The sequence below is a fragment of the Mesorhizobium sp. LMG17149 genome, from assembly GCF_024518695.1.
GTDB lineage: Bacteria > Pseudomonadota > Alphaproteobacteria > Rhizobiales > Rhizobiaceae > Mesorhizobium.
Genome location: NZ_JANIFL010000002.1, coordinates 460,407 through 483,194, shown reverse-complemented (window position 1 = coordinate 483,194; position 22,788 = coordinate 460,407). Strand labels below are relative to the sequence as shown.

The 22,788-nt window shown below is 62.9% G+C and carries 24 protein-coding genes; 14 read left to right on the top strand and 10 right to left on the bottom strand.

The window, feature by feature from the left end; genetic code table 11:
• Nucleotides 1–26 precede the first annotated feature (26 nt).
• The 11 genes from ctaD to rnhA all read left to right on the top strand — a co-directional run bounded on the left by ctaD (nucleotide 27) and on the right by rnhA (nucleotide 8,782).
• Nucleotides 27–1,679 carry a cytochrome c oxidase subunit I gene (gene ctaD / locus NP945_RS05585; protein ID WP_023808611.1) on the top strand — a complete coding sequence of 551 codons (1,653 nt, stop codon included), beginning with the start codon at nucleotides 27–29 and terminating at the stop codon, nucleotides 1,677–1,679.
• Nucleotides 1,680–1,754: 75 nt separating this feature from the next.
• Entirely contained in the window at nucleotides 1,755–2,699 is a 945-nt protein-coding gene (locus NP945_RS05580) for a heme o synthase (RefSeq protein WP_256745782.1), read from the top strand.
• 2 nt (nucleotides 2,700–2,701) lie between these two features.
• Complete coding sequence (locus NP945_RS05575; protein WP_013532777.1) at nucleotides 2,702–2,860, top strand: hypothetical protein; 159 nt, start codon at nucleotides 2,702–2,704, stop codon at nucleotides 2,858–2,860.
• On the top strand, nucleotides 2,860–3,492 hold the full coding sequence (locus NP945_RS05570; protein WP_127395869.1) for a cytochrome c oxidase assembly protein: 633 nt from the start codon (nucleotides 2,860–2,862) through the stop codon (nucleotides 3,490–3,492). The genes NP945_RS05575 and NP945_RS05570 overlap by 1 nt, the downstream gene beginning before the upstream one ends.
• A 1-nt stretch (nucleotide 3,493) precedes the next feature.
• A complete protein-coding gene (locus NP945_RS05565; RefSeq protein ID WP_127270321.1) occupies nucleotides 3,494–4,375 on the top strand; it encodes a cytochrome c oxidase subunit 3 in 882 nt (293 codons plus the stop codon).
• 93 nt (nucleotides 4,376–4,468) lie between these two features.
• Entirely contained in the window at nucleotides 4,469–4,960 is a 492-nt protein-coding gene (locus NP945_RS05560) for a murein L,D-transpeptidase family protein (protein WP_127320373.1), read from the top strand.
• Between the two features lie 56 nt (nucleotides 4,961–5,016).
• Nucleotides 5,017–5,421: a DUF983 domain-containing protein gene (locus NP945_RS05555; protein ID WP_127395867.1), complete on the top strand. Its 405-nt coding sequence runs from the start codon at nucleotides 5,017–5,019 to the stop codon at nucleotides 5,419–5,421.
• A complete protein-coding gene (locus tag NP945_RS05550; RefSeq protein ID WP_256745781.1) occupies nucleotides 5,418–6,173 on the top strand; it encodes an SURF1 family protein in 756 nt (251 codons plus the stop codon). Before NP945_RS05555 ends, NP945_RS05550 begins: the two co-directional genes overlap by 4 nt.
• An 88-nt stretch (nucleotides 6,174–6,261) precedes the next feature.
• Nucleotides 6,262–7,272 (top strand): 4-hydroxy-3-methylbut-2-enyl diphosphate reductase, encoded by a 1,011-nt coding sequence (ispH, locus tag NP945_RS05545; protein WP_128308332.1) that lies wholly within the window; start codon nucleotides 6,262–6,264, stop codon nucleotides 7,270–7,272.
• A 5-nt stretch (nucleotides 7,273–7,277) separates the two neighbouring features.
• Nucleotides 7,278–8,240, top strand: a complete 963-nt coding sequence (locus NP945_RS05540; RefSeq protein ID WP_127270022.1) for a homoserine kinase — start codon at nucleotides 7,278–7,280, stop codon at nucleotides 8,238–8,240.
• Nucleotides 8,241–8,251: 11 nt separating this feature from the next.
• Entirely contained in the window at nucleotides 8,252–8,782 is a 531-nt protein-coding gene (gene rnhA, locus NP945_RS05535) for a ribonuclease HI (protein WP_127270020.1), read from the top strand.
• A gap of 134 nt (nucleotides 8,783–8,916) precedes the next feature.
• On the opposite strand, the gene NP945_RS05530 is transcribed toward rnhA, so the two are convergent.
• The 3 genes from NP945_RS05530 to NP945_RS05520 all read right to left on the bottom strand — a co-directional run bounded on the left by NP945_RS05530 (nucleotide 8,917) and on the right by NP945_RS05520 (nucleotide 10,843).
• On the bottom strand, nucleotides 8,917–9,393 hold the full coding sequence (locus NP945_RS05530; RefSeq protein ID WP_127270018.1) for a DUF2938 domain-containing protein: 477 nt from the start codon (nucleotides 9,391–9,393) through the stop codon (nucleotides 8,917–8,919).
• A gap of 75 nt (nucleotides 9,394–9,468) precedes the next feature.
• Nucleotides 9,469–9,951, bottom strand: coding sequence for a peroxiredoxin (locus NP945_RS05525; protein ID WP_127327099.1), 483 nt, complete (start codon nucleotides 9,949–9,951; stop codon nucleotides 9,469–9,471).
• 85 nt (nucleotides 9,952–10,036) lie between these two features.
• Entirely contained in the window at nucleotides 10,037–10,843 is an 807-nt protein-coding gene (locus NP945_RS05520; RefSeq protein ID WP_256745780.1) for a protein-disulfide reductase DsbD domain-containing protein, read from the bottom strand.
• Nucleotides 10,844–11,013: 170 nt separating this feature from the next.
• Here NP945_RS05520 and NP945_RS05515 point away from each other — a divergent pair, with 170 nt between their 5' ends.
• On the top strand, nucleotides 11,014–11,622 hold the full coding sequence (locus tag NP945_RS05515) for a YqgE/AlgH family protein (protein WP_023808594.1): 609 nt from the start codon (nucleotides 11,014–11,016) through the stop codon (nucleotides 11,620–11,622).
• Nucleotides 11,623–11,785: 163 nt separating this feature from the next.
• Here NP945_RS05515 and NP945_RS05510 read toward each other — a convergent pair whose 3' ends face one another.
• The 4 genes from NP945_RS05510 to thrC are packed head-to-tail and all read right to left on the bottom strand — an operon-like array spanning nucleotide 11,786 to nucleotide 17,994.
• Nucleotides 11,786–14,674: an EAL domain-containing protein gene (locus NP945_RS05510; RefSeq protein ID WP_127270311.1), complete on the bottom strand. Its 2,889-nt coding sequence runs from the start codon at nucleotides 14,672–14,674 to the stop codon at nucleotides 11,786–11,788.
• A gap of 3 nt (nucleotides 14,675–14,677) precedes the next feature.
• Nucleotides 14,678–15,274 carry a GNAT family N-acetyltransferase gene (locus tag NP945_RS05505; RefSeq protein WP_127268573.1) on the bottom strand — a complete coding sequence of 199 codons (597 nt, stop codon included), beginning with the start codon at nucleotides 15,272–15,274 and terminating at the stop codon, nucleotides 14,678–14,680.
• 15 nt (nucleotides 15,275–15,289) lie between these two features.
• Nucleotides 15,290–16,582: a pitrilysin family protein gene (locus tag NP945_RS05500; protein ID WP_127290840.1), complete on the bottom strand. Its 1,293-nt coding sequence runs from the start codon at nucleotides 16,580–16,582 to the stop codon at nucleotides 15,290–15,292.
• A gap of 14 nt (nucleotides 16,583–16,596) precedes the next feature.
• The gene (gene thrC / locus NP945_RS05495) at nucleotides 16,597–17,994 is read right to left on the bottom strand and encodes a threonine synthase (RefSeq protein WP_256745779.1); all 1,398 of its coding nucleotides are present in this window, start codon (nucleotides 17,992–17,994) and stop codon (nucleotides 16,597–16,599) included.
• 127 nt (nucleotides 17,995–18,121) lie between these two features.
• On the opposite strand from thrC, the gene NP945_RS05490 reads away from it, so the two are divergent.
• On the top strand, nucleotides 18,122–18,853 hold the full coding sequence (locus NP945_RS05490) for a hypothetical protein (RefSeq protein WP_256745778.1): 732 nt from the start codon (nucleotides 18,122–18,124) through the stop codon (nucleotides 18,851–18,853).
• A 42-nt stretch (nucleotides 18,854–18,895) separates the two neighbouring features.
• Here NP945_RS05490 and NP945_RS05485 read toward each other — a convergent pair whose 3' ends face one another.
• Nucleotides 18,896–19,582: an HAD family phosphatase gene (locus NP945_RS05485; RefSeq protein ID WP_127268823.1), complete on the bottom strand. Its 687-nt coding sequence runs from the start codon at nucleotides 19,580–19,582 to the stop codon at nucleotides 18,896–18,898.
• A 176-nt stretch (nucleotides 19,583–19,758) separates the two neighbouring features.
• On the opposite strand from NP945_RS05485, the gene NP945_RS05480 reads away from it, so the two are divergent.
• The gene (locus NP945_RS05480) at nucleotides 19,759–20,892 is read left to right on the top strand and encodes a site-specific DNA-methyltransferase (RefSeq protein ID WP_256745777.1); all 1,134 of its coding nucleotides are present in this window, start codon (nucleotides 19,759–19,761) and stop codon (nucleotides 20,890–20,892) included.
• Between the two features lie 66 nt (nucleotides 20,893–20,958).
• Here NP945_RS05480 and NP945_RS05475 read toward each other — a convergent pair whose 3' ends face one another.
• Nucleotides 20,959–21,570 (bottom strand): HAD family phosphatase, encoded by a 612-nt coding sequence (locus NP945_RS05475; protein WP_256745776.1) that lies wholly within the window; start codon nucleotides 21,568–21,570, stop codon nucleotides 20,959–20,961.
• Nucleotides 21,563–22,735 (bottom strand): A/G-specific adenine glycosylase, encoded by a 1,173-nt coding sequence (gene mutY / locus NP945_RS05470; RefSeq protein ID WP_256745775.1) that lies wholly within the window; start codon nucleotides 22,733–22,735, stop codon nucleotides 21,563–21,565. The genes NP945_RS05475 and mutY overlap by 8 nt, the downstream gene beginning before the upstream one ends.
• Nucleotides 22,736–22,788: the final 53 nt, after the last annotated feature.

Sequence of the window (22,788 nt, the reverse complement as noted above, 5' to 3'; positions counted from 1 at the left end):
GCAAGATTTAGGGAACGGAGCGGAACATGGCAGACGCTGCAGCTCACGACGGGCACGACCACAAGCCTTATCACGGCTGGGTCCGCTGGGTTTATTCGACCAATCACAAGGACATCGGAACGCTCTACCTGATCTTCGCGATCATGGCCGGCATCATCGGCGGTGCCTTGTCGGTCGCCATCCGCATGGAGTTGCAGGAGCCTGGCATCCAGATATTCAGCGGCCTGGCGCAGATGGTCTATGGCATGAACGGTGACGCCGCGATCGACGGCGGCAAGAGCATGTACAATGCCTTCGCCACCGCGCACGCCCTGATCATGATCTTCTTCATGGTCATGCCGGCGCTGATCGGCGGTTTCGCCAACTGGATGGTTCCGATCATGATCGGCGCGCCCGACATGGCGTTCCCGCGCATGAACAACATCTCCTTCTGGCTGCTGCCGCCGGCCTTCATCCTGCTGCTCACCTCGATGTTCGTGCCGAGCGCGCCGGGCGCCTTTGGCGTCGGTGGCGGCTGGACGCTCTATCCGCCGCTTTCGACCTCGGGCCAGCCCGGGCCGGCCATGGATCTGGCGATCCTGTCGATCCACATTGCCGGTGCGTCGTCGATCCTCGGCGCCATCAACTTCATCACCACCATCTTCAACATGCGCGCGCCTGGCATGACGCTGCACAAGATGCCGCTGTTTGCCTGGTCGGTGCTGATCACCGCCTTCCTGCTCCTGCTGTCGTTGCCGGTCCTGGCCGGCGGCATCACCATGCTGCTCACCGACCGCAATTTCGGTACCACCTTCTTTGCGCCCGACGGCGGCGGCGACCCGATCCTGTTCCAGCACCTGTTCTGGTTCTTCGGTCACCCTGAAGTGTACATCCTGATCCTGCCGGGCTTCGGCATCATCAGTCACGTCATCTCGACCTTCTCGAGGAAGCCGGTGTTCGGCTATCTCGGCATGGCCTATGCCATGGTGGCGATCGGCGCCGTCGGCTTCATCGTGTGGGCGCACCACATGTACACGACCGGCCTGTCGCTCGACACGCAGCGCTATTTCGTCTTCGCCACCATGGTCATCGCGGTGCCGACAGGCGTGAAGATCTTCTCCTGGATCGCGACGATGTGGGGCGGGTCGATTTCGTTCAAGACGCCGATGCTGTGGGCGCTGGGCTTCATCTTCCTGTTCACCATCGGCGGCGTCACCGGCGTCCAGCTGGCCAATGCCGGCCTCGACCGCTCGTTGCATGACACCTATTTCGTCATTGCCCACTTCCACTACGTGCTGTCACTGGGCGCGGTGTTCGCCATCTTCGCCGGCTGGTACTACTGGTTCCCGAAGATGACCGGCTACATGTATTCGCCCGTCATCGCCAACACCCATTTCTGGGTCACCTTCGTCGGCGTGAACCTGATCTTCTTCCCGCAGCACTTCCTCGGTCTCGCCGGCATGCCGCGCCGCACCATCGACTACCCCGATGCGTTCGCCGGCTGGAATTATGTGTCGTCCATCGGCTCGTATATCTCGGCCATCGGCGTCCTGATCTTCCTCTATGGTGTGTTCGAGGCCTTCCAGAAGAAGCGGATCGCCGGCGCCAACCCATGGGGCGAGGGCGCAACGACGCTCGAATGGCAGCTGCCTTCGCCGCCGCCCTTCCACCAGTGGGAACAGCTGCCGAAAATCAAGTAAGGCGGCTGCCCGCTCGAATACGAAACCGCCGGTCCGCCGGCGGTTTTGGCCAACGGATGATGGACTTAAGTACGCATGGCCCTTGTCGACGACCCATTGATTGACGAAGCGGGCTTTCGCATGTCGGAAGCGACGGCGGGCGATTTCTTCGCGCTGCTGAAGCCGCGCGTCATGTCGCTGGTGGTGTTCACCGCCTTTGTTGGCCTTGTCGCCGCACCCGTGACCATCAACCCTCTGCTGGCGGTGATCGCCATCCTGGCTATTGCAATAGGTGCTGGTGCCTCCGGCGCGCTCAACATGTGGTACGATGCCGACATCGATGCCGTGATGACCAGGACCGCCAACCGCCCGGTCCCGGCCGGTCGCATCCAGCCGCACGAAGCGCTGACCTTCGGGCTGGTGCTGTCGGTGCTGTCGGTGATGACGCTCGGCGTGCTGGTCAACTGGCTGGCGGCGACGCTGCTCGCCTTCACCATCTTTTTCTACGCCGTCGTCTACACGATGTGGCTGAAGCGCTGGACGCCGCAGAACATCGTCATCGGCGGGGCCGCCGGTGCCATTCCGCCTGTGATCGGCTGGGCCGCGGTGACCGGGACAGTCAGCCTCGAAAGCATTGTCCTGTTCCTGATCATCTTCCTGTGGACGCCGCCGCATTTCTGGGCGCTGGCGCTGTTCAAGTCCGAGGACTATGCCAAGGCCGGCATTCCGATGATGCCCAACGTCGCCGGCCACGCTTCGACCCGCCGCCAGATCTTCGCCTATGCGCTGGTGCTGGCCCCGGTCGGCGTGCTGCCGTGGCTGCTTGGCTACACCACGCCGTTCTATGGCGTGGCCGCCCTGCTTCTGGGAGTCGGTTTTGTCTGTTACGCGTGGAAAGTGCTTGGCATGGCCGACGATGACCGCGTCATGAAACCGGCCAAGGCCCTGTTCGCCTATTCGCTGCTTTATCTCTTCGCCATCTTCGCTGCCTATCTGGCCGACAGCGTTGTCGAACGCGCGCTTGCCATGGGTGGAGCATGACCATGATCGAGGAAAAGCTCGAGACCGTCACGTTGACCGAGCGTCAGAAGAAGGCGCAGCGCAGCCGTTCTATCGCCATCGGTGTGGCGCTGGCGCTGCTGGTGGTCATTTTCTACATCGCGACGATCGTGAAGTTCGGCCACAATCTGGGCACGATGTGATGAGCGTCGAGACCTCCAAAAAAGCGGCTGGCAAGAACGGCAACGTCATCGTCGCGGCTGTCTGCCTCGCCTTTTTCACCGGCATGATCGGCATGGCCTATGCCGCGGTCCCGCTCTACAAGATGTTTTGCCAGGCGACCGGCTATGGCGGCACGACGCAACGTGCCGAGAAGCAGTATGCCGGCCGCGTGCTCGACCGCGAGATCACCGTCCGCTTCGATGCCAACATCGCTGGCGTGCCGTGGGAGTTCCAGCCGGTCCAGCGCTCGATGACGATGAAGATCGGCGAGACCGTGCAGGCGCACTATCAGGCGACCAACAAGTTCGATCGTCCCGTGACCGGCCGCGCCACCTTCAACGTGCAGCCTGAACTGGCGGGTCCCTATTTCAACAAGGTCGAGTGCTTCTGCTTCACCGACACGACGCTGAAGCCCGGCGAGACACTGGACATGCCGGTCCTGTTCTACGTGGACCCCGACATCGTCAATGTGCCGGAACTGAAGGACGTGAAGACGATCACGCTGTCCTATACGATGTTCCCGGTCGAGAAGGCCAAGCCGGTCGCCTCCTCGGAGCCGGCCAAGGGCAATAGCAAGACAATTTCGAATACCGAAGCAAATCTCGGGGGTTGATATGGCAGACGCGCACGCAAAACCACAGCATGACTATCATCTCGTTGACCCGAGCCCGTGGCCTTTCCTGGGATCGGTAGGCGCACTTGTCGCCGCCTTTGGCGGCGTCTGCCTGATGGAATACCTGAAGGGCGGCTCGTTCCCGATCTTCGGCTTCAACATCGCCAATCCATGGCTGTTCTTCATCGGTCTCGTGATCATCCTCTACACCATGTTCGCCTGGTGGTCGGACACGATCAAGGAGGCGCATGAGGGCCATCACACGCGTGTCGTGTCGCTGCATCTGCGCTACGGCATGATCATGTTCATCGCCTCGGAGGTGATGTTCTTCGTTGCCTGGTTCTGGGCCTATTTCGATGCCAGCCTGTTTCCGAGCGAAGTCCAGCAATATGCCCGCACCGCGTTTACCGGCGGTGTCTGGCCGCCGAAGGGCATGGAGGTTCTCGATCCCTTCCATTTGCCGCTCTACAACACCGTCATCCTGCTGCTGTCCGGCACCACGGTGACCTGGGCGCACCATTCGCTCATCCATGGCGATCGCAAGGGGCTGATCAACGGCCTGGTGCTGACTGTTGGCCTCGGCATGCTGTTCACCATGGTGCAGGCCTACGAGTACATGCATGCTCCGTTCGCCTTCAAGGATTCCATCTATGGCGCCACGTTCTTCATGGCGACCGGCTTCCACGGTTTCCACGTCATCATCGGCACCATCTTCCTGTTGGTCTGCCTGATCCGGGCGATGAAGGGTGATTTCACCCCCAAGCAACATTTCGGCTTCGAGGCGGCCGCCTGGTACTGGCACTTCGTCGACGTGGTCTGGCTGTTCCTGTTCGCCTCGATCTACGTCTGGGGATCGGTCGGCGCGGTGATCGAGGGCCACTGATCCTGGCCTGAGGAATTTCCGTTTGGGGAGGGGCGGCCGCGGCAATGTGGCCGCCTTCTTCTTTTTGGCGCAATGATCGCTGATCGATAGCCAATGCGGCTGACAATTTTCCGGGCCATTTGCGCATTGATGATCGCGGCACTCCCGGCCTTTGCCGGCGAGAAGGTGGATCTGGTGCGTGTCCACAAAGCCGAACGCCGGCTGGAACTCATCGGCGACGGCAAGATCCTGCGCAGCTACGGCATCGCACTCGGCGGCGATCCTGTCGGGCATAAGCACCAGGAGGGCGATCAACGCACGCCCGAGGGGAACTATGTCCTCGACTGGCGCAACCCGAACAGCATCGCGCACAGATCGATCCATATTTCGTACCCCAACACCGACGATCTGGCGGCCGCCAGGGCGCGCAATGTCGACGCGGGCGGCATGATCATGATCCACGGCCAGCCAAACGGTTATGGCTGGTGGGGCTGGCTGCTTCAATTGGTCGACTGGACCGACGGCTGCATTGCGGTTACGGACTCCGATATGGACGAAATCTGGGCGATGGTGGCCGATGGCACACCGATCGAGATCGAGCGGTAGGCAATGAGTGGCAAGATGAACTGGTTGCCGGTCGATCTGAAATCGAGCGGTAAGCAATGAGCGACGACTCTTCCAAGAGTGAAGATAGGGCGATCTGGCCGCCGATCGATCCGATCTCGGCCGGCCTGCATGGCCGTTGCCCGCGCTGCGGCGAGGGGCGGCTATTTTCCGGCTTCCTCACCGTCGGCAAGCGATGCGTCAATTGCGGCCTCGATTATTCCTACGCTGATGCCGGCGACGGGCCGGCGGTGTTCGTGATCCTGATCATCGGCTTTATCATCGTCGGCCTGGCGCTCTGGGTAGAAGTCACGCTCAGCCCGCCGCTCTGGCTGCATCTGCTGGTCTGGATTCCGCTGGCTGTTGTGCTGTGCTTGACGGCGCTGCGGCTGATCAAGGGCGTGCTGCTGACGCTGCAATACCGCAACCAAGCGGCCGAGGGCCGGCTGGATCGCGGCGAATGAGCGAGGCTTCCCTTAGAACTGACGGTCGTTCGCGGCCGCGTTCGGCATTGCTGCTCGGCCTTGGCCTTGTGCTGTTCCTGGCCCTGCTGGTGCTCGGCACTTGGCAGGTGCAGCGCCTGTATTGGAAGGAAGGCCTTCTGCAGACCATCGACCAGCGCACCCATTCGGCGCCCTTGCCGTTGGTTGCGGTCGAGAAAGAGTTCGCCGCCACCGGGGATGTCGATTATACGCCTGTCACCGTCACCGGCACGTTCCTGCATCAAGGCGAACGCCATTTTTACGCGACCTGGGAAGGTGATGCCGGCTTCAATGTCTACACGCCGCTGGCGCTCGACGACGGCCGCTTCGTCCTGATCAATCGCGGCTTCGTGCCTTACGATCTGAAGGATGCCGCCAAGCGCGCCAAGGGACAGGTGGCTGGCAGAGTGACGGTCACCGGGCTGGCCCGCAACCCGCTGCCGGGCAAGCCGTCGATGATGCTTCCCGACAACGACGTGGCGAAGAACATCTTCTACTGGAAGGACCGCGACGTGATGGCTGCAAGCGCCGGTCTGCCGGCGGGCGCCGCGCTGGTGCCGATCTTCATCGACGCAGACAAGACGCCAAACCCAGGCGGCTTGCCGGTTGGCGGCGTCACCATCATCGATCTCCCGAACAGCCATCTCCAATATGCGATGACTTGGTACGGGCTTGCCGCGGCGCTCGCAGCCGTGCTCATCCTGCGGCTTCGCCGTCCCGCGAAAGACGAATGAACGCGGCTGATGCCCCCTTTCAACCGATGCCCTTGACAGGGCAGGGGTGCGCACTTCATTTCGGCTTTGATCAACCGGCCCGGATTTAATGCTTCAGACAACCACCAAACCACCTCTGACGATCCGGCTCTGCCAGCCGCGCGGTTTCTGCGCCGGTGTCGACCGTGCCATTCAGATCGTCGTACTGGCGCTGAAGAAATATGGCGCGCCGGTCTATGTCCGCCATGAGATCGTGCACAACCGCTACGTCGTCGAGGGGCTGCAAAGCCTTGGCGCCGTCTTCATTGAGGAACTCTCCGAGATACCGGCCGAACATCGGCAGTCGCCCGTCGTGTTTTCGGCGCATGGCGTGCCGAAATCGGTGCCGGCGGATGCGAAGGCGCGCAATCTCTTCTATCTCGATGCCACCTGCCCGCTGGTGTCGAAGGTCCACAAGCAGGCGATGCGCCATCAGCGGCTCGGCCGCCATGTGCTGTTGATTGGTCACGCCGGTCATCCCGAAGTGATCGGCACCATGGGCCAACTGCCGGACGGAGCGGTGACGCTGATCGAAACCGAAACCGATGCCGCAAAGCTCTCGCCCGCCGATCCGCAGGCGCTCGGCTTCGTTACCCAGACCACATTGTCTGTCGAGGACACCGCCGGCATCATCCGCGCCTTGCAGGATCGCTTTCCGGCGCTGCAGGCACCAGCGGCGGAATCGATCTGCTATGCCACCACCAACCGCCAGGAAGCCGTCAAGGACACCGCGCCGGGCGCCGATCTCTATCTGATCGTCGGCGCGCCGAATTCCTCCAATTCGCGACGACTTGTCGAAGTCGCGGAGCGTGCAGGCGCCACCATGTCGCTTCTCGTGCAGCGCGCCGCCGAGATTCCGTGGAATGACATCGGCAACATCTCGACGCTTGGCCTGTCGGCCGGCGCGTCGGCGCCCGAAATCATCGTCGACGAGATCATCGACGCGTTCCGGCAACGCTTCGATGTCACGATCGATCTTGCCATCACGGCCACGGAAACCGAGGATTTTCCAGTCATGCGGGTCCTGCGCGATGTCGAACTGACGCGGGCCGACATGGCCTTCGTCAATGGAGCCGCGTAAGGCACATGGCGGTCTACACCGACGTTGCGGAAGGCGAACTCGGCGCATTCCTGAAGCACTATCCGGTCGGCGATCTCCTGTCCTACAAGGGCATCGCCGAAGGCACCGAGAACTCGAACTTTCTGCTGCACACCTCCAGCGGCTCCTACATCCTGACGCTCTATGAGAAGCGCGTCGAGAAGGCGGATTTGCCGTTTTTTCTGGGGCTGATGGGCCATCTCGCCAACAAGGGCGTGTCCTGCCCGCTGCCGGTGACCGCGCATGACGGCAGCGTCATCGGCACGCTCGCCGGCCGGCCGGCGGTCATCATCACCTTCCTGGAAGGGCTTTCGTTGCGGCGGCCCACAGCAACGCATTGTGCCGAGGTCGGCAAGGCATTGGCGCAGTTGCATCTGGCCGGTGCCGATTTTTCGATGACGCGTCCGAATGCCCTGGCCATCGACGGCTGGCGCAAGCTCTGGGATGCAGCGCGCGATCGCGCCGACGAGGTCGAGCCGGGCCTGGCGGCCGAGGTCGATGCCGACTTTGCCGATTTCGAGCGCAACTGGCCGAAGGACCTTCCCAAAGGCATCATCCACGCCGATCTTTTCCCGGACAACGTTTTCTTCCTCGGCGAAAAACTGTCCGGCCTGATCGATTTCTATTTCGCCTGCGACGACCTCTACGCCTATGATGTCGCCACCTGTCTCAACGCCTGGTGCTTCGAGAAGGATTTTTCCTTCAACCTCACCAAGGGCAAGGCGCTGCTCGCCGGCTACCAGAGCGTCCGGCCCCTGAGCGACCAGGAACAAGCTGCGCTGCCGGTGCTGGCGCGCGGTTCGGCGTTGCGCTTCATGCTGACCCGGCTGTACGACTGGCTGACCGTCCCCGATGGCGGGCTGGTGATGAAGCGCGATCCGACCGAATACATCAGAAGGATGCGGTTCCACCGGGCGATCAAATCTCCTTCGGAATATGGATTGGCCTGATATGGGGTATCATGAGCAAACTGGTTGAGATCTTCACCGACGGCGCCTGTTCGGGCAATCCCGGCCCTGGCGGCTGGGGCGCGATCCTGCGCTTCAACGGCACCACCAAGGAGCTTTCCGGCGGCGAAGCCGAGACGACCAACAACCGCATGGAACTGTTGGCCGCCATTTCGGCGCTGAACGCGCTGAAGGAGCCGTGCACGGTCGACCTTCACACCGACAGCAAGTATGTCATGGACGGTATTTCCAAGTGGATCCACGGCTGGAAGAAGAACGGCTGGAAGACCGCCGACAAGAAGCCTGTGAAGAACGGTGAACTTTGGCAGGCGCTCGACGAGGCCAACAAGCGCCACAAGGTCACCTGGAACTGGGTCAAGGGCCATGACGGTCATGTCGAGAACGAGCGCGCCGACGAGCTTGCGCGCGAAGGCATGGCGCCGTTCAAGAAAGGTCCGTTCAAGCCTGCAGCAGCGGCAAAGCCTGCTGCGCCGGCCAAACAACCGGCAATCGCGAAAGTGCGGCGCTCTACCCAGAGCTATTGAATTTCCGGAGCGGCGCGGCTCTCAGGTACGAAGAAGCGGATCAGCCGGCGGGGGTGGCAACTACTACGATATCGGCGCGCACCGCGTTATCTACTGCTGGCTGCCGATCGACTGGCCAGCGCAGTTGTAGACCCTTATCGGATCAGCAGCGCCGTGCCCCAAAGCCCAAGTGCGAACACGGTGTGCGACACCAGATTCAGCGCCCGGATCAGCATCGGGTTGGGCCGCTTCGAGGCCGCCCAGCCGGCGCCCATGCCGGGTGCCAGCAGGAACCAGCCGGCGCCGACGGTGACGATGCCGAGGATGAAGGCCGGCAGGAATGTCGGCGCGGCAAGCCAGCCCGCTCCGGCCAGCACCACCAGGATGATGCCGTAGACGATGCCGACAAAATAGTGAAAGGCCCAACCCAGCGCCTTTTCATGCACGTACGGTGCGGCACCGCCGATATCGTCGTGGAAGACCTTGTCACGGAGATGCCAGACCCAGCGACCGACCGGCCCCCAGTTCGGCCGTGGCTGGCCGAACGCCTTGTGCAGGAAGATGGCCCAGAGATCCATCAGGACGGTGGCGCCGATGCCGATCGCGATAGCGCGCCAGAACATGTCAAACATCGCTAGAATCCCCCCAAACGCAAGCCCTGGGCTACAAGCGCGATCGTCGTTCCACACCCGACGCCGCGCTGAACTTCAGAGCTGTCCCAGAATATGAGCCGCGCCGGACTCGTCGACACCAGGCTTGGTCTCGACATTGAGCGCGGTGACCTTGCCGTCGTCGACGATCATCGAAAACCGCTTCGAACGCAGCCCCATGCCGCTGGCGGAAAGGTCATTGTCGAGGCCTACCGCCTTGGCGAAATCGCCACTGCCATCGGCGAGGAACATGATCTTGCCCTCACCGCCGGTGAAGTGCGCCCAGGCGCCCATGACATGGACGTCGTTGACCGAAACGACGGCGATGGTGTCGACGCCGCGCGCCAGGATGGCATCGTGGTTCTCGAGATAACCCGGCAAATGGTTGTTGCTGCAGGTCGGTGTGAAGGCGCCGGGAACCCCAAACAGCACGACCTTCTTGCCCGGGAAGATCTCGGCCCCGGTGATCGGCTTGGCGCCATCGGCGGTCATCGTCTTGAAGGTCACGTCAGGCAGCTTGTCGCCAACGGAAATGGTCATGGATTCCTCGCTTGGGAAAATGGGGAAGGACGTGTCTTTGCCTAGCGAACCCGACGGCTTCCTGCAACCGTTGGGGTGGGCTGGATCAAGGGAAAGGCAGAACCCCTTCGACCGCGCCCGCCGAACTCGTCAGCGTATAGTGAAGCCCGCCATCGGTCGGCGTCGTCGAGGGGCGATCGAGGATCGGCACGGTGAAGATCAGCTTGCCGTCCTTTTCGTCGCGGGCAGGGGTGCCGAACATGTAGTCCCGCTCGCCGGCGACGAAGAAATCCGCCGCCTCCGGATCGCCGGGAAAGCTCGCCTCGACAATCAGCGTCTCGTGGTCGCCCGGCAGCACAGCGATGCCGAAATCAGACCTCGCGGGCGCTGGTAGCGCCGCGAAACTCGCCTTCACCAGCGCTGCGTCCTCGGCATTGTCCGGATCGGAGGCCGGGTCGACGGTCAGCCGCGTCTGCACCGGGATGCAGATCGTTTCGCAGATGCCGAGAAAGATGTCGGCATCGATCAACGCCGGCTGGTTCGGCGCCGCCAGCGTGAATGTCACCGGCAGAGAAACCGGATAGTTGTAGCCTGCCCATTTGCCATAGCCGTCGTCATGGCGCTGCGGCGCCGGAAACGATAGCGCTGCGTCGGCGATGTTGGTGCTGGCTGAAATGTCGAGTTGCGGTGGCACGCCCGCGTCGCCCGGATCGCGCCAATATGTCTTCCAGCCGGGCTTGAGCGCTATGTCGAGAACGCCCTGGATGCGGCCGGTGTCGTCGGCTTTGCCTGAGGTCACCAGCCGGACCTTGCCGCCTTCGCTGTTGTACCACGCCGATGAGGAGGCGGCGGCGGGAAGAGCGGTTGCCGATCCGATGGCGGCGCCGAGCAGCAGGATTTTCAAGCTTCGCATGGCGGTGATTTGATCGTCCGTTCGTGGCCGCGCAATGATTTCATGGCCTTGCCGGTATCATATTTGCGTGACTTCGAGGGAGAAGAATGTTCGAGCCGCCGCCACAGGCTTTGGTCGAATCCAGCACGGCGCATCTTTTCGGCGCTTTGGAAACGCGTTACGCTCCCTTCATGGACTTGTTGCGCCACAAGAAGACGGTCGCCAGTCGCGGCTTTCTCGACGATCAGTTCCTGATTGCCATGCCCGGCATGAAGGACGACCGTTTCACGCGCTCGGTCATCTATGTCTGCGCACATTCCGATGAAGGCGCCATGGGCCTGATCATCAACCAGACGCAGCAGATGCTGTTTCCGGACTTGCTCGTGCAACTGGGCATCATGAACGAGCAGGAGGCGATCCGATTGCCGGCTCAGGCCCGCGATTTCGTCGTGCGCAATGGCGGCCCCGTGGACCGCAGCCGGGGCTTCGTCCTGCATTCGGGAGACTATCGGGTGGAATCGTCGCTGACCGTTTCCGACGACATCTGCCTGACCGCGACCGTCGACATATTGCGCGCCATATCGTCCGGCCGCGGGCCTCGTCATGCGCTGATGGCGCTCGGCTATTCCGGCTGGGGCGCCGGCCAGCTGGAGACCGAGATCGCCGAAAATGGCTGGCTGACCTGTCCGGCCAATGCCGAGCTTCTGTTCGACACTGATATCGAGCGCAAATACGACCGGATCCTCGCCTCGATCGGTATCGACCTTGCGCATCTCAGCCTGGCGGCCGGACACGCCTAAACCCCATCAGCCTCATCGCGGAGCCCGTTTCGAAACTCGCTCTGGAGAGTCATATGGTGGTGTTTTCGAGAACCGGAGCGCAGCGGACATTCGGGTCCGTGAGCACCGGAAGCGCAGAAAACGCCGTCAGATGGCCGCCAGAGTAGAGTTTCCAAACGGGCTCTCACGCTTGCGTCAGCGGATACTGCTCTTTCAGCGTCTTCAGCACCTGGTCGCCCGGCATCGGGGCGCCGAACATGAAGCTCTGCACATATTCGCAGCCCATCTGACGCAATTCCAGCGCATCGCTCTCGTCCGAAATGCCTTCGGCGACGACGGACAGACCGAGCTCGTGCGCCATGTTGACCATTGATTTCAGCAGCACCGCGCGCTTGGGCGTGTTGTCGTCGACGAAGCTCTTGTCGATCTTGATGGTGTCGAAGGGGAAACGCGTCAGGTAGGCCAGTGAGGAGTAGCCGGTGCCGAAATCGTCCAGCGACAGGCCGATGCCGAGCTGCTTCAGCTTGGTCAGCACATGGGCGGTCTGCTCGGGATTGTCCATGACGAGCGATTCGGTGAGCTCCAGCCGGAAGCAGCGCGGCTTCAGATTGGCCCGCGCGATGACCGAGCGGACGTCGCTGACCAGGTCGCGGCGGATCAACTGGCGGCTGGACAAATTGACCGAGACCGACAGCGGCGCGTCACCGATCTGTTTTTGCCAGCTGGCGAGATCTTCCGCCGCCTGCTGCATGGCAAACAGGCCGAGCTGCACGATAAGACCGCAGCTTTCGGCGACCGGGATGAAATCCGCCGGCGGGATCATGCCGCGGCGCGGGTGGTCCCAGCGCAGCAGCGCCTCGAAGCCGGCGACACTGCCGTCCTCGAGCCGCACGATCGGCTGGTAGGCAAGCGTGAATTCGCGCCGCTCGATGGCGCGGCGCAGGTCGGATTCGAACTGCAGCCTGTCGGTGCCGACAGTGCGGAAAGCCGGACGGAACGGCTCGATCCTGTCGCCGCCGAAGCGCTTGGCCTGATGCATGGCAAGCTCGGCGTCCTTGACCATGTCCTCGGCCGACATCTGCGGCGAATTCCAGGTGATCAGTCCGATCGACGCGGTCAGCACGATCTCGCGCTTGGCGAAGGTGATGGGGTTGTTGATGGCATGCTTGATGGCGTCCGCGACGGCGGCGATGCGGGCCGGGTCCTGTTCGGACAGCAGCATCAGCGCGAACTGATCGCCGGCAAAACGCGACAGCGAATCCTTCGGCTTGAGCAGCCGGTGCAGGCGCCGCGCGATGGTCAAAAGGATGGTGTCGCCGGCAGAGATGCCGAGCCCGTCATTGACCTGCTTGAAACGGTCGATGTCGATGACGAAGACGGTTGGCCGCACCTTCTCTTCGGTGCGGGCGATCGAGATGATCGCTTCGAGCCGGTTCATCAACAGTTCGCGGTTCGGCAGGCCGGTCAGATTGTCGTGAACGGCGTCGTGCAGCAGCCGCTCTTCGGACTTCTTCTGCTCGGTGACGTCGACCATGGTGCCGACGCAGCGGATGACTTCGCCGTCCGAGCCGATGACCGGGCGTGCGCGCAGTGAAAACCAGTGATAGTGGCCGTCGGCGCCGCGCAGGCGGAAATTCTGCGACACCCGGCCGCGCCGGTGTTCGAGCACCACGTCGAGCGTCGTGCGGAACGTGTCGCGGTCGTCGGCATGCAGCACCGGCAGCCAGTTGCGGGCCGCGCCGCCAAGGCTGTTCGGTGCCAGGCCGAGCTGGATGCTGACATCGGGCTTGGTGACGACGCGGTCGCGCAGCACATCCCAGTCCCAGACCGTGTCGCCCGATCCGGCCACCGCCAGCGCCTGCCGCTCGAGGTCGGAGAACAGGCCCTGGTGCAGGGCGCCGCCGGCAAAGGCGTGCTGCATCACTGTGAAGCCGATCAGAAGGATGATCAGGATCAGCCCGCCGCCCAGGGCCGGCTGGGCAATGTCGTTGTCGAGCATGCCGGTGATCGCCATCCACGATCCGCATAGCCACAACAGCACCATGACCCAACTGGGCACCAGCATGATGGCACGGTCGTAGCCGCGTATGCCGAGGAAGATGATCAGGCCAAGCCCGGTCAGTGCGGTTGCGGCGAAGGACAGCCTGGCGATGCCGGCGGCAACCGCCGGATCGACGATCGCGACCCCGGCGATCAGCACCAGCCCGAGAATCCAGACCAGTGCGCCGTAGCTGAAATGGCCGTGCCATCGGTTGAGGTTGAGATAGGCGAACAGGAACACCACGAAGGTTCCAGCCAGCGCCACCTCCGTTCCCGCCCGCCACATCTGCTCATTGCCGGGCGAGATCTCGATGACCTTGTTGAGGAAGCCGAAATCGACACAGATATAGGCCAGTACCGCCCAGGCAAGTGCGGCGGTCGCGGGGAACATCGAGGTTCCCTTGACCACGAAAAGAATGGTGAGGAACAGCGCCAGCAAGCCTGCGATACCGATGACGATGCCGCGAAACAGCGTGTAGGAATTGACCGAGTCCTTGTAGGATTCCGGATCCCAGAGGTAGACCTGCGGCAGCTTCGGCGAGGCCAGTTCGGCGATGAAGGTGATCACCGTGCCGGGGTTCAGCGTCACCCGGAAAACGTCGGCATCGGGGCTGGTCTGGCGGTCGAGCGCGAAGCCTTCGCTGGGCGTGATGGCGGCGATGCGGGTCGAGCCGAGATCCGGCCAGAAGATGCCGGAATTCACCAGGCGGAAATGCGGTGCGACGATCAGCCGGTCGAGTTGCTGGTCGGTGGTGTTGGCGAGCGCGAAAACAGCCCAGTCGCCGGTCGAACGTGCATCATTGGCCTCGACCTCGATGCGCCGCACGATACCGTCCGGACCCGGCGCGGTCGACACCTGGAAATTCTCACCCTGGTTCCGGTAGATCTCGACGGCGCCGGAAAGGTCGAGCGCGACGTCGTCGCGGGCGATCTTGATCGGCTCCACGGCGAAGGCCGACGATGCCGCCCACAGCGTCAGGAGTGTCGCGAGGACAAAGGCGAACAGCGACCCGTTTCGCAGGAAATTCGTCAAAAATCAGTCCTTCGTTCCAACGCCCGGCGGATCGTCCGCGATCCGGGCGTAGAGGTAGTGGTCCTGCCAGATGCCGTTGATCCTGAGATAGGATCGCAGCAGTCCTTCGCGCCGAAATCCGGCTTTTTCAAGCACGCGGATCGACCTGATATTGTCGGGAATACAGGCCGCTTCGATCCGGTGCAACCTCAGCGTATCGAAGGCGAAGCGGGCCACCACCTTGACCGCGTCGGTCATCAGGCCGCGGCCGCCGAAGCGCTCGCCGATCCAGTAGCCGACATGGCCGCTTTGCGAGACGCCATGGCGTATGTTGCCGAGCGTGATGCCGCCAGCAAGCTTGCCGCTGCTCTTCTCGAAGATGAAGAAGGCGATCGCGGTTCCTTGCGCATAATCTTCGCGGTAGCGGCTGATGCGCAGCCGCCATGCGTTGCGGTCGAGTTCATCGGGAGTCCAGCGTGGCTCCCAGGGTTCGAGGAAGGCGCGGCTTTCGCCGCGCACCACCGCCCACTCACGGTAGTCGTTGGTGAACGGCACGCGCAGCGTGACGCGGTCGCCTTTCAGCGCCGGCAGGTCGCGGCGAAAGAAAGGGAGCGCGAACACGACGCTTCGAGGGGCTTAGACGGCGAGCTTACGGGCCGTGGTCTGCGTGCCTGCGAGCGATTCGAGGATCGCCTCGTATGGCGCCAGCGTACCCACAGGCCCGACAGCGGTAAGCGTCGGCTTGGTCGAGAACAATCGCGACGACAGGTCGGTCAGCCGCTCGACCGTCAGCGCCGACAGCCGTTCCATCAGTTCCTCCTTGGCGATCGGCCGGCCGAACAGAAGCAGCTGCCGTGCGATCTGCGAAGCGCGGCTGGCCGGGCTTTCGGCTGACATGATCAGTCCGGCGCGATATTGGGCGCGCGCCCGGTCGAGTTCTTCCTGCAGGATTTTCTCGCCGGCCTTCTGCAGTTCGTCGATGATGACAGGCACCAGTTCGGCGATGTCGCTTTGGCCGGTCGCGGCATGGACGCCGAAGACGCCGGTGTCGGAAAAGCCCCAATGGAAGGCATAGACCGAATAACACAGGCCGCGCTTCTCGCGGACCTCCTGGAACAGGCGCGACGACATGCCGCCGCCGAGGATCATCGACAGCACCTGCGAGGCATAGAAGTCGCGCACATGATAGGCCCGGCCTTCGAACCCCAGCACGATCTGCGCGTCCATCAGGTCGCGGTCCTCGCGAAAATCGCCGCCGACATATTGCGCATATTGCGGGATGGTGCTGTCGGCCTTGCTGCGGAAGCCGCCGAGTTGCTTTTCGACCTCGCGCACGAAATTGTCATGCTTGATGTCGCCGGCGGCGACAATCACCATGCGCTCGGCGCCATATTGCCGCTCGATGAAGTCGTGGAGTTGCTTGGAGGTGAAGGATTTGACCGTTTCGGGCGTGCCGAGAATGGAGCGTCCAATCGTCTGATGGCGATAGGCGGTTTCCGTGAAGCGGTCGAAGACGATATCGTCGGGGGTGTCGTGCGCGGCGCCGATCTCCTGCAGGATCACATGCTGTTCGCGCTCGAGTTCCTGCGGGTCGAATTCGGACTCCTGCAGGATGTCGGCAAGAATGTCGACGGCCAGCGGCACGTCGTCGGAGAGCACCCTGGCATAGTAGGAAGTGGTTTCGACGCTGGTGGCGGCGTTGATCTCGCCGCCAACGTCCTCGATCTCCGAGGCGATTTCGAAGGCGCTCCGCCTTTTCGTGCCCTTGAACGCCATGTGCTCGAGCAGATGGGCCATGCCATGCTCGTCCTCACGTTCATTGCGGGCACCCGACTTGACCCAGGCACCAAGGGCAACCGATTCGATGCTTTGAAGGGTTTCGGTGGCGACTGTCAGGCCGTTCGACAGACGGCTTACCTCAACACCCATATGGCTAGTACTCCTTAACGCGCCGCCCGCGCGCGGCGGCCGACATAATCTTCCACCATTTTCAGGTCGGAGGGAAGTACCGTGTATTTTTCCTCCGATGTCATCAACCCACCTAGCCACGCGGGCAGTGCGGGCGACACGCCGCTGGCGGCTTCGACGGCGGCCGGGAATTTTGCCGGGTGCGCGGTACCCAGAACCACCATCGGCACGGCGCCTGACGCCTTGCCCGCAGCGACATGCACAGCTGCCGCGGTGTGCGGATCGAGCAGATAGTTGCTGGCCGCGAGCGTCGAGCGGATGGTGGCGGCGACCTCGTCCATATCAGCCCGGCCGGCGTCGAATTCCGACCGCATCCCGGCGATTTGCTGGGGTTCGATGGTGAAAGCGCCGGACTGCTTCAGACCGTCCATGTAGCGCCGCACGGTCGCCGCGTCACGGCCGGAGGCCTCGAACAGCAGGCGTTCGAAATTGGACGACACCTGGATATCCATCGACGGCGACGTGGTCGCAAAGACGCCCTTGGTGCGGTATTCGCCGGTCGAAAAGGTGCGCGCCAGAATGTCGTTGTCGTTGGTGGCGATGACCAGCCGCTCGATCGGCAAGCCCATCTTCTTGGCGGCGTAGCCGGCGAAGATATCGCCGAAATTGCCGGTCGGCACGGTGAAGGAGACCGGCCTGTCCGGCGCGCCGAGCGACAGCGCCGAGGAGAAATAATAGACGATCTGGGCCATGATCCGGGCCCAGTTGATCGAATTGACGCCCGAAAGCGCAACCCGGTCGCGGAAGCCGTGATCGTTGAACATGTCCTTGAGCAGTCCCTGGCAATCGTCGAAATTGCCTTCGATCGCCAGCGCATGGACGTTTGCAGCCGTCGACGTCGTCATCTGCCGCTGCTGCACCGGCGAGACGCGGCCGTGCGGGAAAAGGATGAAGATGTCGGTCCGGCTGCGACCGGCAAAGGCATCGATGGCCGCCCCGCCGGTATCGCCCGAGGTGGCGCCGACGATGGTCGCGTGCTGGTCGCGTTCGGCAAGCACATGGTCCATCAGCCGGGCCAGAAGCTGCATTGCCACGTCCTTGAAGGCGAGCGTCGGCCCGTGGAAGAGTTCCAGGATGAAGGTGTTGGGGCCGGTCTGCACCAGCGGGCAGACGGCCTCGTGGCGGAAAGTGGCATAGGCTTCGCGCACCAGCCGCTCGAAAACGGAGGCCGGGATCTCGTCGCCAAGGAACGGCGACAGCACGCGGATGGCAAGGTCGGGATAGGCAAGGCCGCGCATGGCGCGGATCTCGGCGGCGGAAAACTGTGGCCACTCGCGCGGCACGTAGAGCCCGCCGTCGCGCGCCAGCCCGGCCAGCACGGCGTCGGAAAATCCGAGAACGGGGGCTTCCCCGCGGGTACTCACATAGTGCATGTCACAATTCCGTTACTGCTTGGCTTTCCGTCCACCGCAAGGTGGTTAATTTCTGCGCTGGCTCAGTCGCATTTTTGCCGCGCGGTTGATATACGTCACCAGCTTTGCGAGAGGGAAGTGCAGTTTCATGGCGTTTCGTACATTCAGTGGTCGCTTTTTGGCGGGTCTTGCGCTCACCGGCTTTATGCTTGCCGCCGCCGGCTGCCAATCGGGCGACAATGGCATCCTGAACCTCGGCATAGGCAAGAAGGAGGACCCGACGGCGCCACCGCCGCCCCAGGATCCCAAGATACTGGCCAGCCAGTTGCAGGCCTATTGCCCCCGGGTGACGGTGCGCGACGGTACGGCCTTCTTCAACACCTATTCCAGGGAAGCTCAGAAGCCCAAGCCCAGGATCAAGAAGACCGGCGACGCCGCGCAGGATGCCGCGGCCCAGGCCGACGCTGACGCCGCTGCTGCAACTCCGCCCGACGAATCGGCCAACATCATCTACCAGGCATCGGTCAGCGACGTGACGCGCGACTGCAGCCGTGCCAACGGCCAGTTGACGATGAAGATCGCGGTCGCCGGCAAGATTGTCCCCGGACCGAAGTTTTCTCCAGGCACGATCACCATGCCCATCCGCACGGCTGTGATGCATGGCACCGAGGTCCTCTACTCGCAGCTCCACCAGTATCAGGTCCAGGTCACCGATCCTTCGGTTGCCACGCAGTTCGTCTTCACCGATTCCAATGTCGTCGTGCCCGAGCCGACGGCGCAGGATTATCAGGCCTTTGCCGGCTATGACGAAACCGCGCATCAGGCAACGGCCGACAAGCCGAAGAAGACCCGCCGCAAGAGGGCTGCCGCGACGAACTAGGTCTCGGCAGTTGCATGAGGCGTGCGTCGCGGCGCACGCTTCTCAGGCGTCCGACCACTCCGACAGCGCCGCGATCACGCTTTTCAGCTCCGCCCAGCGGCGGATCACCGTCTCGGCGCCGGCCTCGGTGAGCGCGTCGGCATGGCCGGGATAGCTGTGGGCGGCTCCGGTGAAGCCGATCACCCGCATGCCCGCCGCCCTTGCGCCGTGGACGCCGTGCACGGAATCCTCGATGACGAAAGTGTTCGCCGGGTTGGCGTTGAGTTTCTCCGCCGCGAACAGGAACACGTCCGGCGCCGGTTTCGTTTTCCCGGTCGGTGTTTCCATCGCCGAAAAAATCCGGTCGGCGAAAAACGGCAAAAGATGCACCTTCTCCAGCATGAATTCGATCCGCTCGGAGCGTGAATTCGAGCAGACGCAGCGCGGCACGGTTACCGCGGCAACGGCCTCGCGCGCGCCATCGATGGCGCGGACGTCGCTGCGCAGTTTGCGGTCGACCAATTGTTCCTCCCTGTCGATCAGAGAGGCCTGGAAGGGAATGCGGGACTTTTCCTCGACCCGCAGCATGATGTCCTTGAAGGTCAGGCCGGCATAGCTCTCCGAAATCTCCTCAGCCGATATCTCGTATCCTGCCAAGGTCAAAAGCTCGGCGTCGACACGGGCGGCGATGATCTCGGAATCGACGAGCACGCCGTCGCAATCGAAGATGACAAGGTCTGGCTGGGGCATGGTGATCCGGACAATGGGAGGGCGAAGTGGCCTCGGAAGGCTCAGGCGGCGCGGCATACACCAACAGGGCCGCCTTCGCAAATTCGCCCCACCCGTCCCTTGGCCTTCACGGAATATTTACGCTGATCGGTAACCATAACCAGGAGTAAACAGTAACGCGTGCCCTGGGTGTCAGAATGTCTGCCGTGCGTCTTCTCGACGAGCTATCCCACGCCCCCCAGCAATCCGAATGGCTGGACACGATCCTCAAGGGCGACTGCGTCGCCGCGCTCGACCGGCTGCCCGAAAAATCGATCGACGTCATCTTCGCCGATCCGCCCTACAATCTGCAGCTCGATGGCGACCTGCACCGCCCCGACCAGTCGAAGGTCGACGCCGTCGACGACGAATGGGACCAGTTCGAGAGTTTCGAGGCCTATGACGCTTTCACGCGGGCCTGGCTGCTGGCGGCGCGCCGGGTGCTGAAACCCAACGGCACCATCTGGGTCATCGGCTCCTATCACAACATCTTCCGTGTCGGCGCCAAGATGCAGGATCTCGGCTTCTGGATCCTCAACGACGTGGTCTGGCGCAAGACCAACCCGATGCCGAATTTCCGTGGCCGCCGCTTCCAGAACGCGCATGAGACGATGATCTGGGCTACCCGCGACCAGAAGGGCAAGGGCTATACTTTCAACTACGAAGCCATGAAGGCGTCCAACGACGATATCCAGATGCGCTCCGACTGGCTGTTTCCGATCTGCACCGGCGGCGAGCGGCTGAAGAACGACAATGGCGACAAGCTGCACCCGACGCAGAAGCCGGAAGCGCTGCTTGCCCGCATCATGATGGCCTCGACCAAACCGGGCGACATCGTGCTCGATCCCTTTTTCGGCTCCGGCACCACGGGCGCGGTGGCCAAGCGTCTCGGCCGCCATTTCGTCGGCATCGAACGCGAGCAGGCCTATATCGACGCCGCCAACGAGCGCATCGACGCGGTGCGGCCGCTGGATGGTGCCGATCTCACCGTGCTCACCGGCAAGCGTGCCGAGCCGCGCGTTGCCTTCGTCAGCCTGATCGATAACGGGCTGATGATGCCGGGTGCGACGCTCTACGACGCCAAAAAGCGCTGGGCGGCCAGGGTGCGCGCCGACGGCACGGTGGCGATCGGCGACAGCGCCGGCTCGATCCACAAGATCGGCGCCGAAGTGCAGGGGCTGGACGCCTGCAACGGCTGGACCTTCTGGCATTATGAGCGCAGCGGCGGCCTGACCCCGATCGACGAGCTTCGCCGCATCGCGCGGCTCGGCATGGAGCGGGCAGGGGCCTGAACCCCTGCCAATTGCTTCGAATGCCGTTGATTCAAAGGCTCAACGGATCGCGCGAAGTGATTCAAATCAAGCCTTGATTCCGAGACGTTCGAGGTCTGCTTGAAGCGTCTCTGCATCGGTGAACAGCACCGATTGCCAGCCTGCCGCTTTGGCGCCGTCGACATTCTTCTGGCTGTCATCGATGAACAGCGTGGCCGCCGGTTCGAGGCCGAAGGCGGCGACGTGATGATCGTAGATGCCGCGATCCGGCTTGATCAGGCCGATTTCCCCCGAGATGGTGACGCCGCGCGGACGATTGAGAAAATCGAAGCGTTCGCGGGCCTCGGCCAGCGTGTCGCTGGCAAAATTGGTCAGCATGGTCACGTCGTGGCCGCTCTCGATCAGGCCGACCATGATGGCGACGCTATCGTCATAGGCATGCGGCACCATCTCGTGCCAGTGGCGGCGGAAACCGCGGATGTTTTCCGCGTGATCGGGGTGGTCCGCGATCAGCAGCGCCTCGGCCTCTTCCCAGGTCCGGCCGCGATCCTGCTCGATGTTCCAGTCATGCGTGCAGACATTGTCGAAAAACCACTTTCTCTCTTCGGCATCCGGAATGAGGCGGCTGAACGGAATGTTGGGATCGTAGTGGATCAGCACGCGGCCGATGTCGAAAACGATGTGGCGTATTTCAGTCATGGGGCCTCTTTGCACTGTGTGGCGACGGCTTTTTCGTCGCGCCGGGTATCGCAGCCTCGATTGCCTTTTTCATGACAGTCGGCAGCGCCTCGCCGGAAATCTCGTGGGCGAGCGACCAGAAATGCCCGTCTGGCGCATCACCTTTGATGTGAGCGTGAAAGACTTCAAGTTGGAGAGCGAAATGCGTGAAGACATGCGCAATGCGGCCCGCATGCCGCCAGTCGGCGGGAAACGGCGCGGCCGCTTCCGTGGTTGCCCCATCGATCCGCGCGGTCCAACCCGTCGTCGGCACCTCGGTCATGCCGCCGAGCAAACCCTTCTCCGCCCGTTTGCGCAGAAGGATGGCGCCGTCGGCCCGCACGGCGACAAAGGCCGCGCCGTGCCGCTGCGGCTTGTCGGCCTTGGGCAGGCGCACCGGGAAGTGCTCGGGATCGCCTGAAACGACCGCGCTGCAGTCTTCGCGCAGCGGGCACAGCATGCAGCGCGGCCGGCGTGGCGTGCAGATGGTGGCGCCGAGATCCATCATCGCCTGGGCGAAGTCGCCAGGCCTTGTCCCGGGCACCATGCGCTCGACATGGGCACGGATTTCGGGCTTGGCTTCGCTCAGCGGGGTTGCGATCGAAAACAGCCGGGAGATGACGCGTTCGACATTGCCGTCGACAACGGCGGCGGGACGGTCGAAGGCAATCGCCGTGATGGCCGCCGACGTATAGGCGCCGATGCCTGGCAGTTCTCTCAAAGCCGTTTCCGTGTCGGGAAACCGGCCGCCACGCGCGGCCACAAGATCGGCACACGCCTTGAGATTGCGGGCGCGGGAGTAGTAGCCGAGCCCGGCCCAGGCCTTCATCACGTCCTCCGCAGGCGCCGCGGCCAGCGCCTCGACATCGGGCCATTTCTCGACGAAAATCCGGAAATAGGCCTTCACCGCTTCGACGGTGGTCTGCTGCAGCATGACCTCGGAGAGCCAGATACGGTAGGGATCAGGCCGCACGCCGCGCGCATGCTCACGAGGCGTGATGCGCCACGGCAATTCACGGTGATGTACGTCGTACCAGCCTAGCAGGCGGGACGCGATATGCCCGGATGCAGCTCTGCTGCTATCCCCGGATGTGGCTTTGCCACTATCCCAGGATACGGTCTTGCGGGTCTGGTCTGCTGGTGCCATTGATCTGTATCGGCCTGGCCGGTATCTGCTGGGGTCTTGGCTGGAGGACGTAC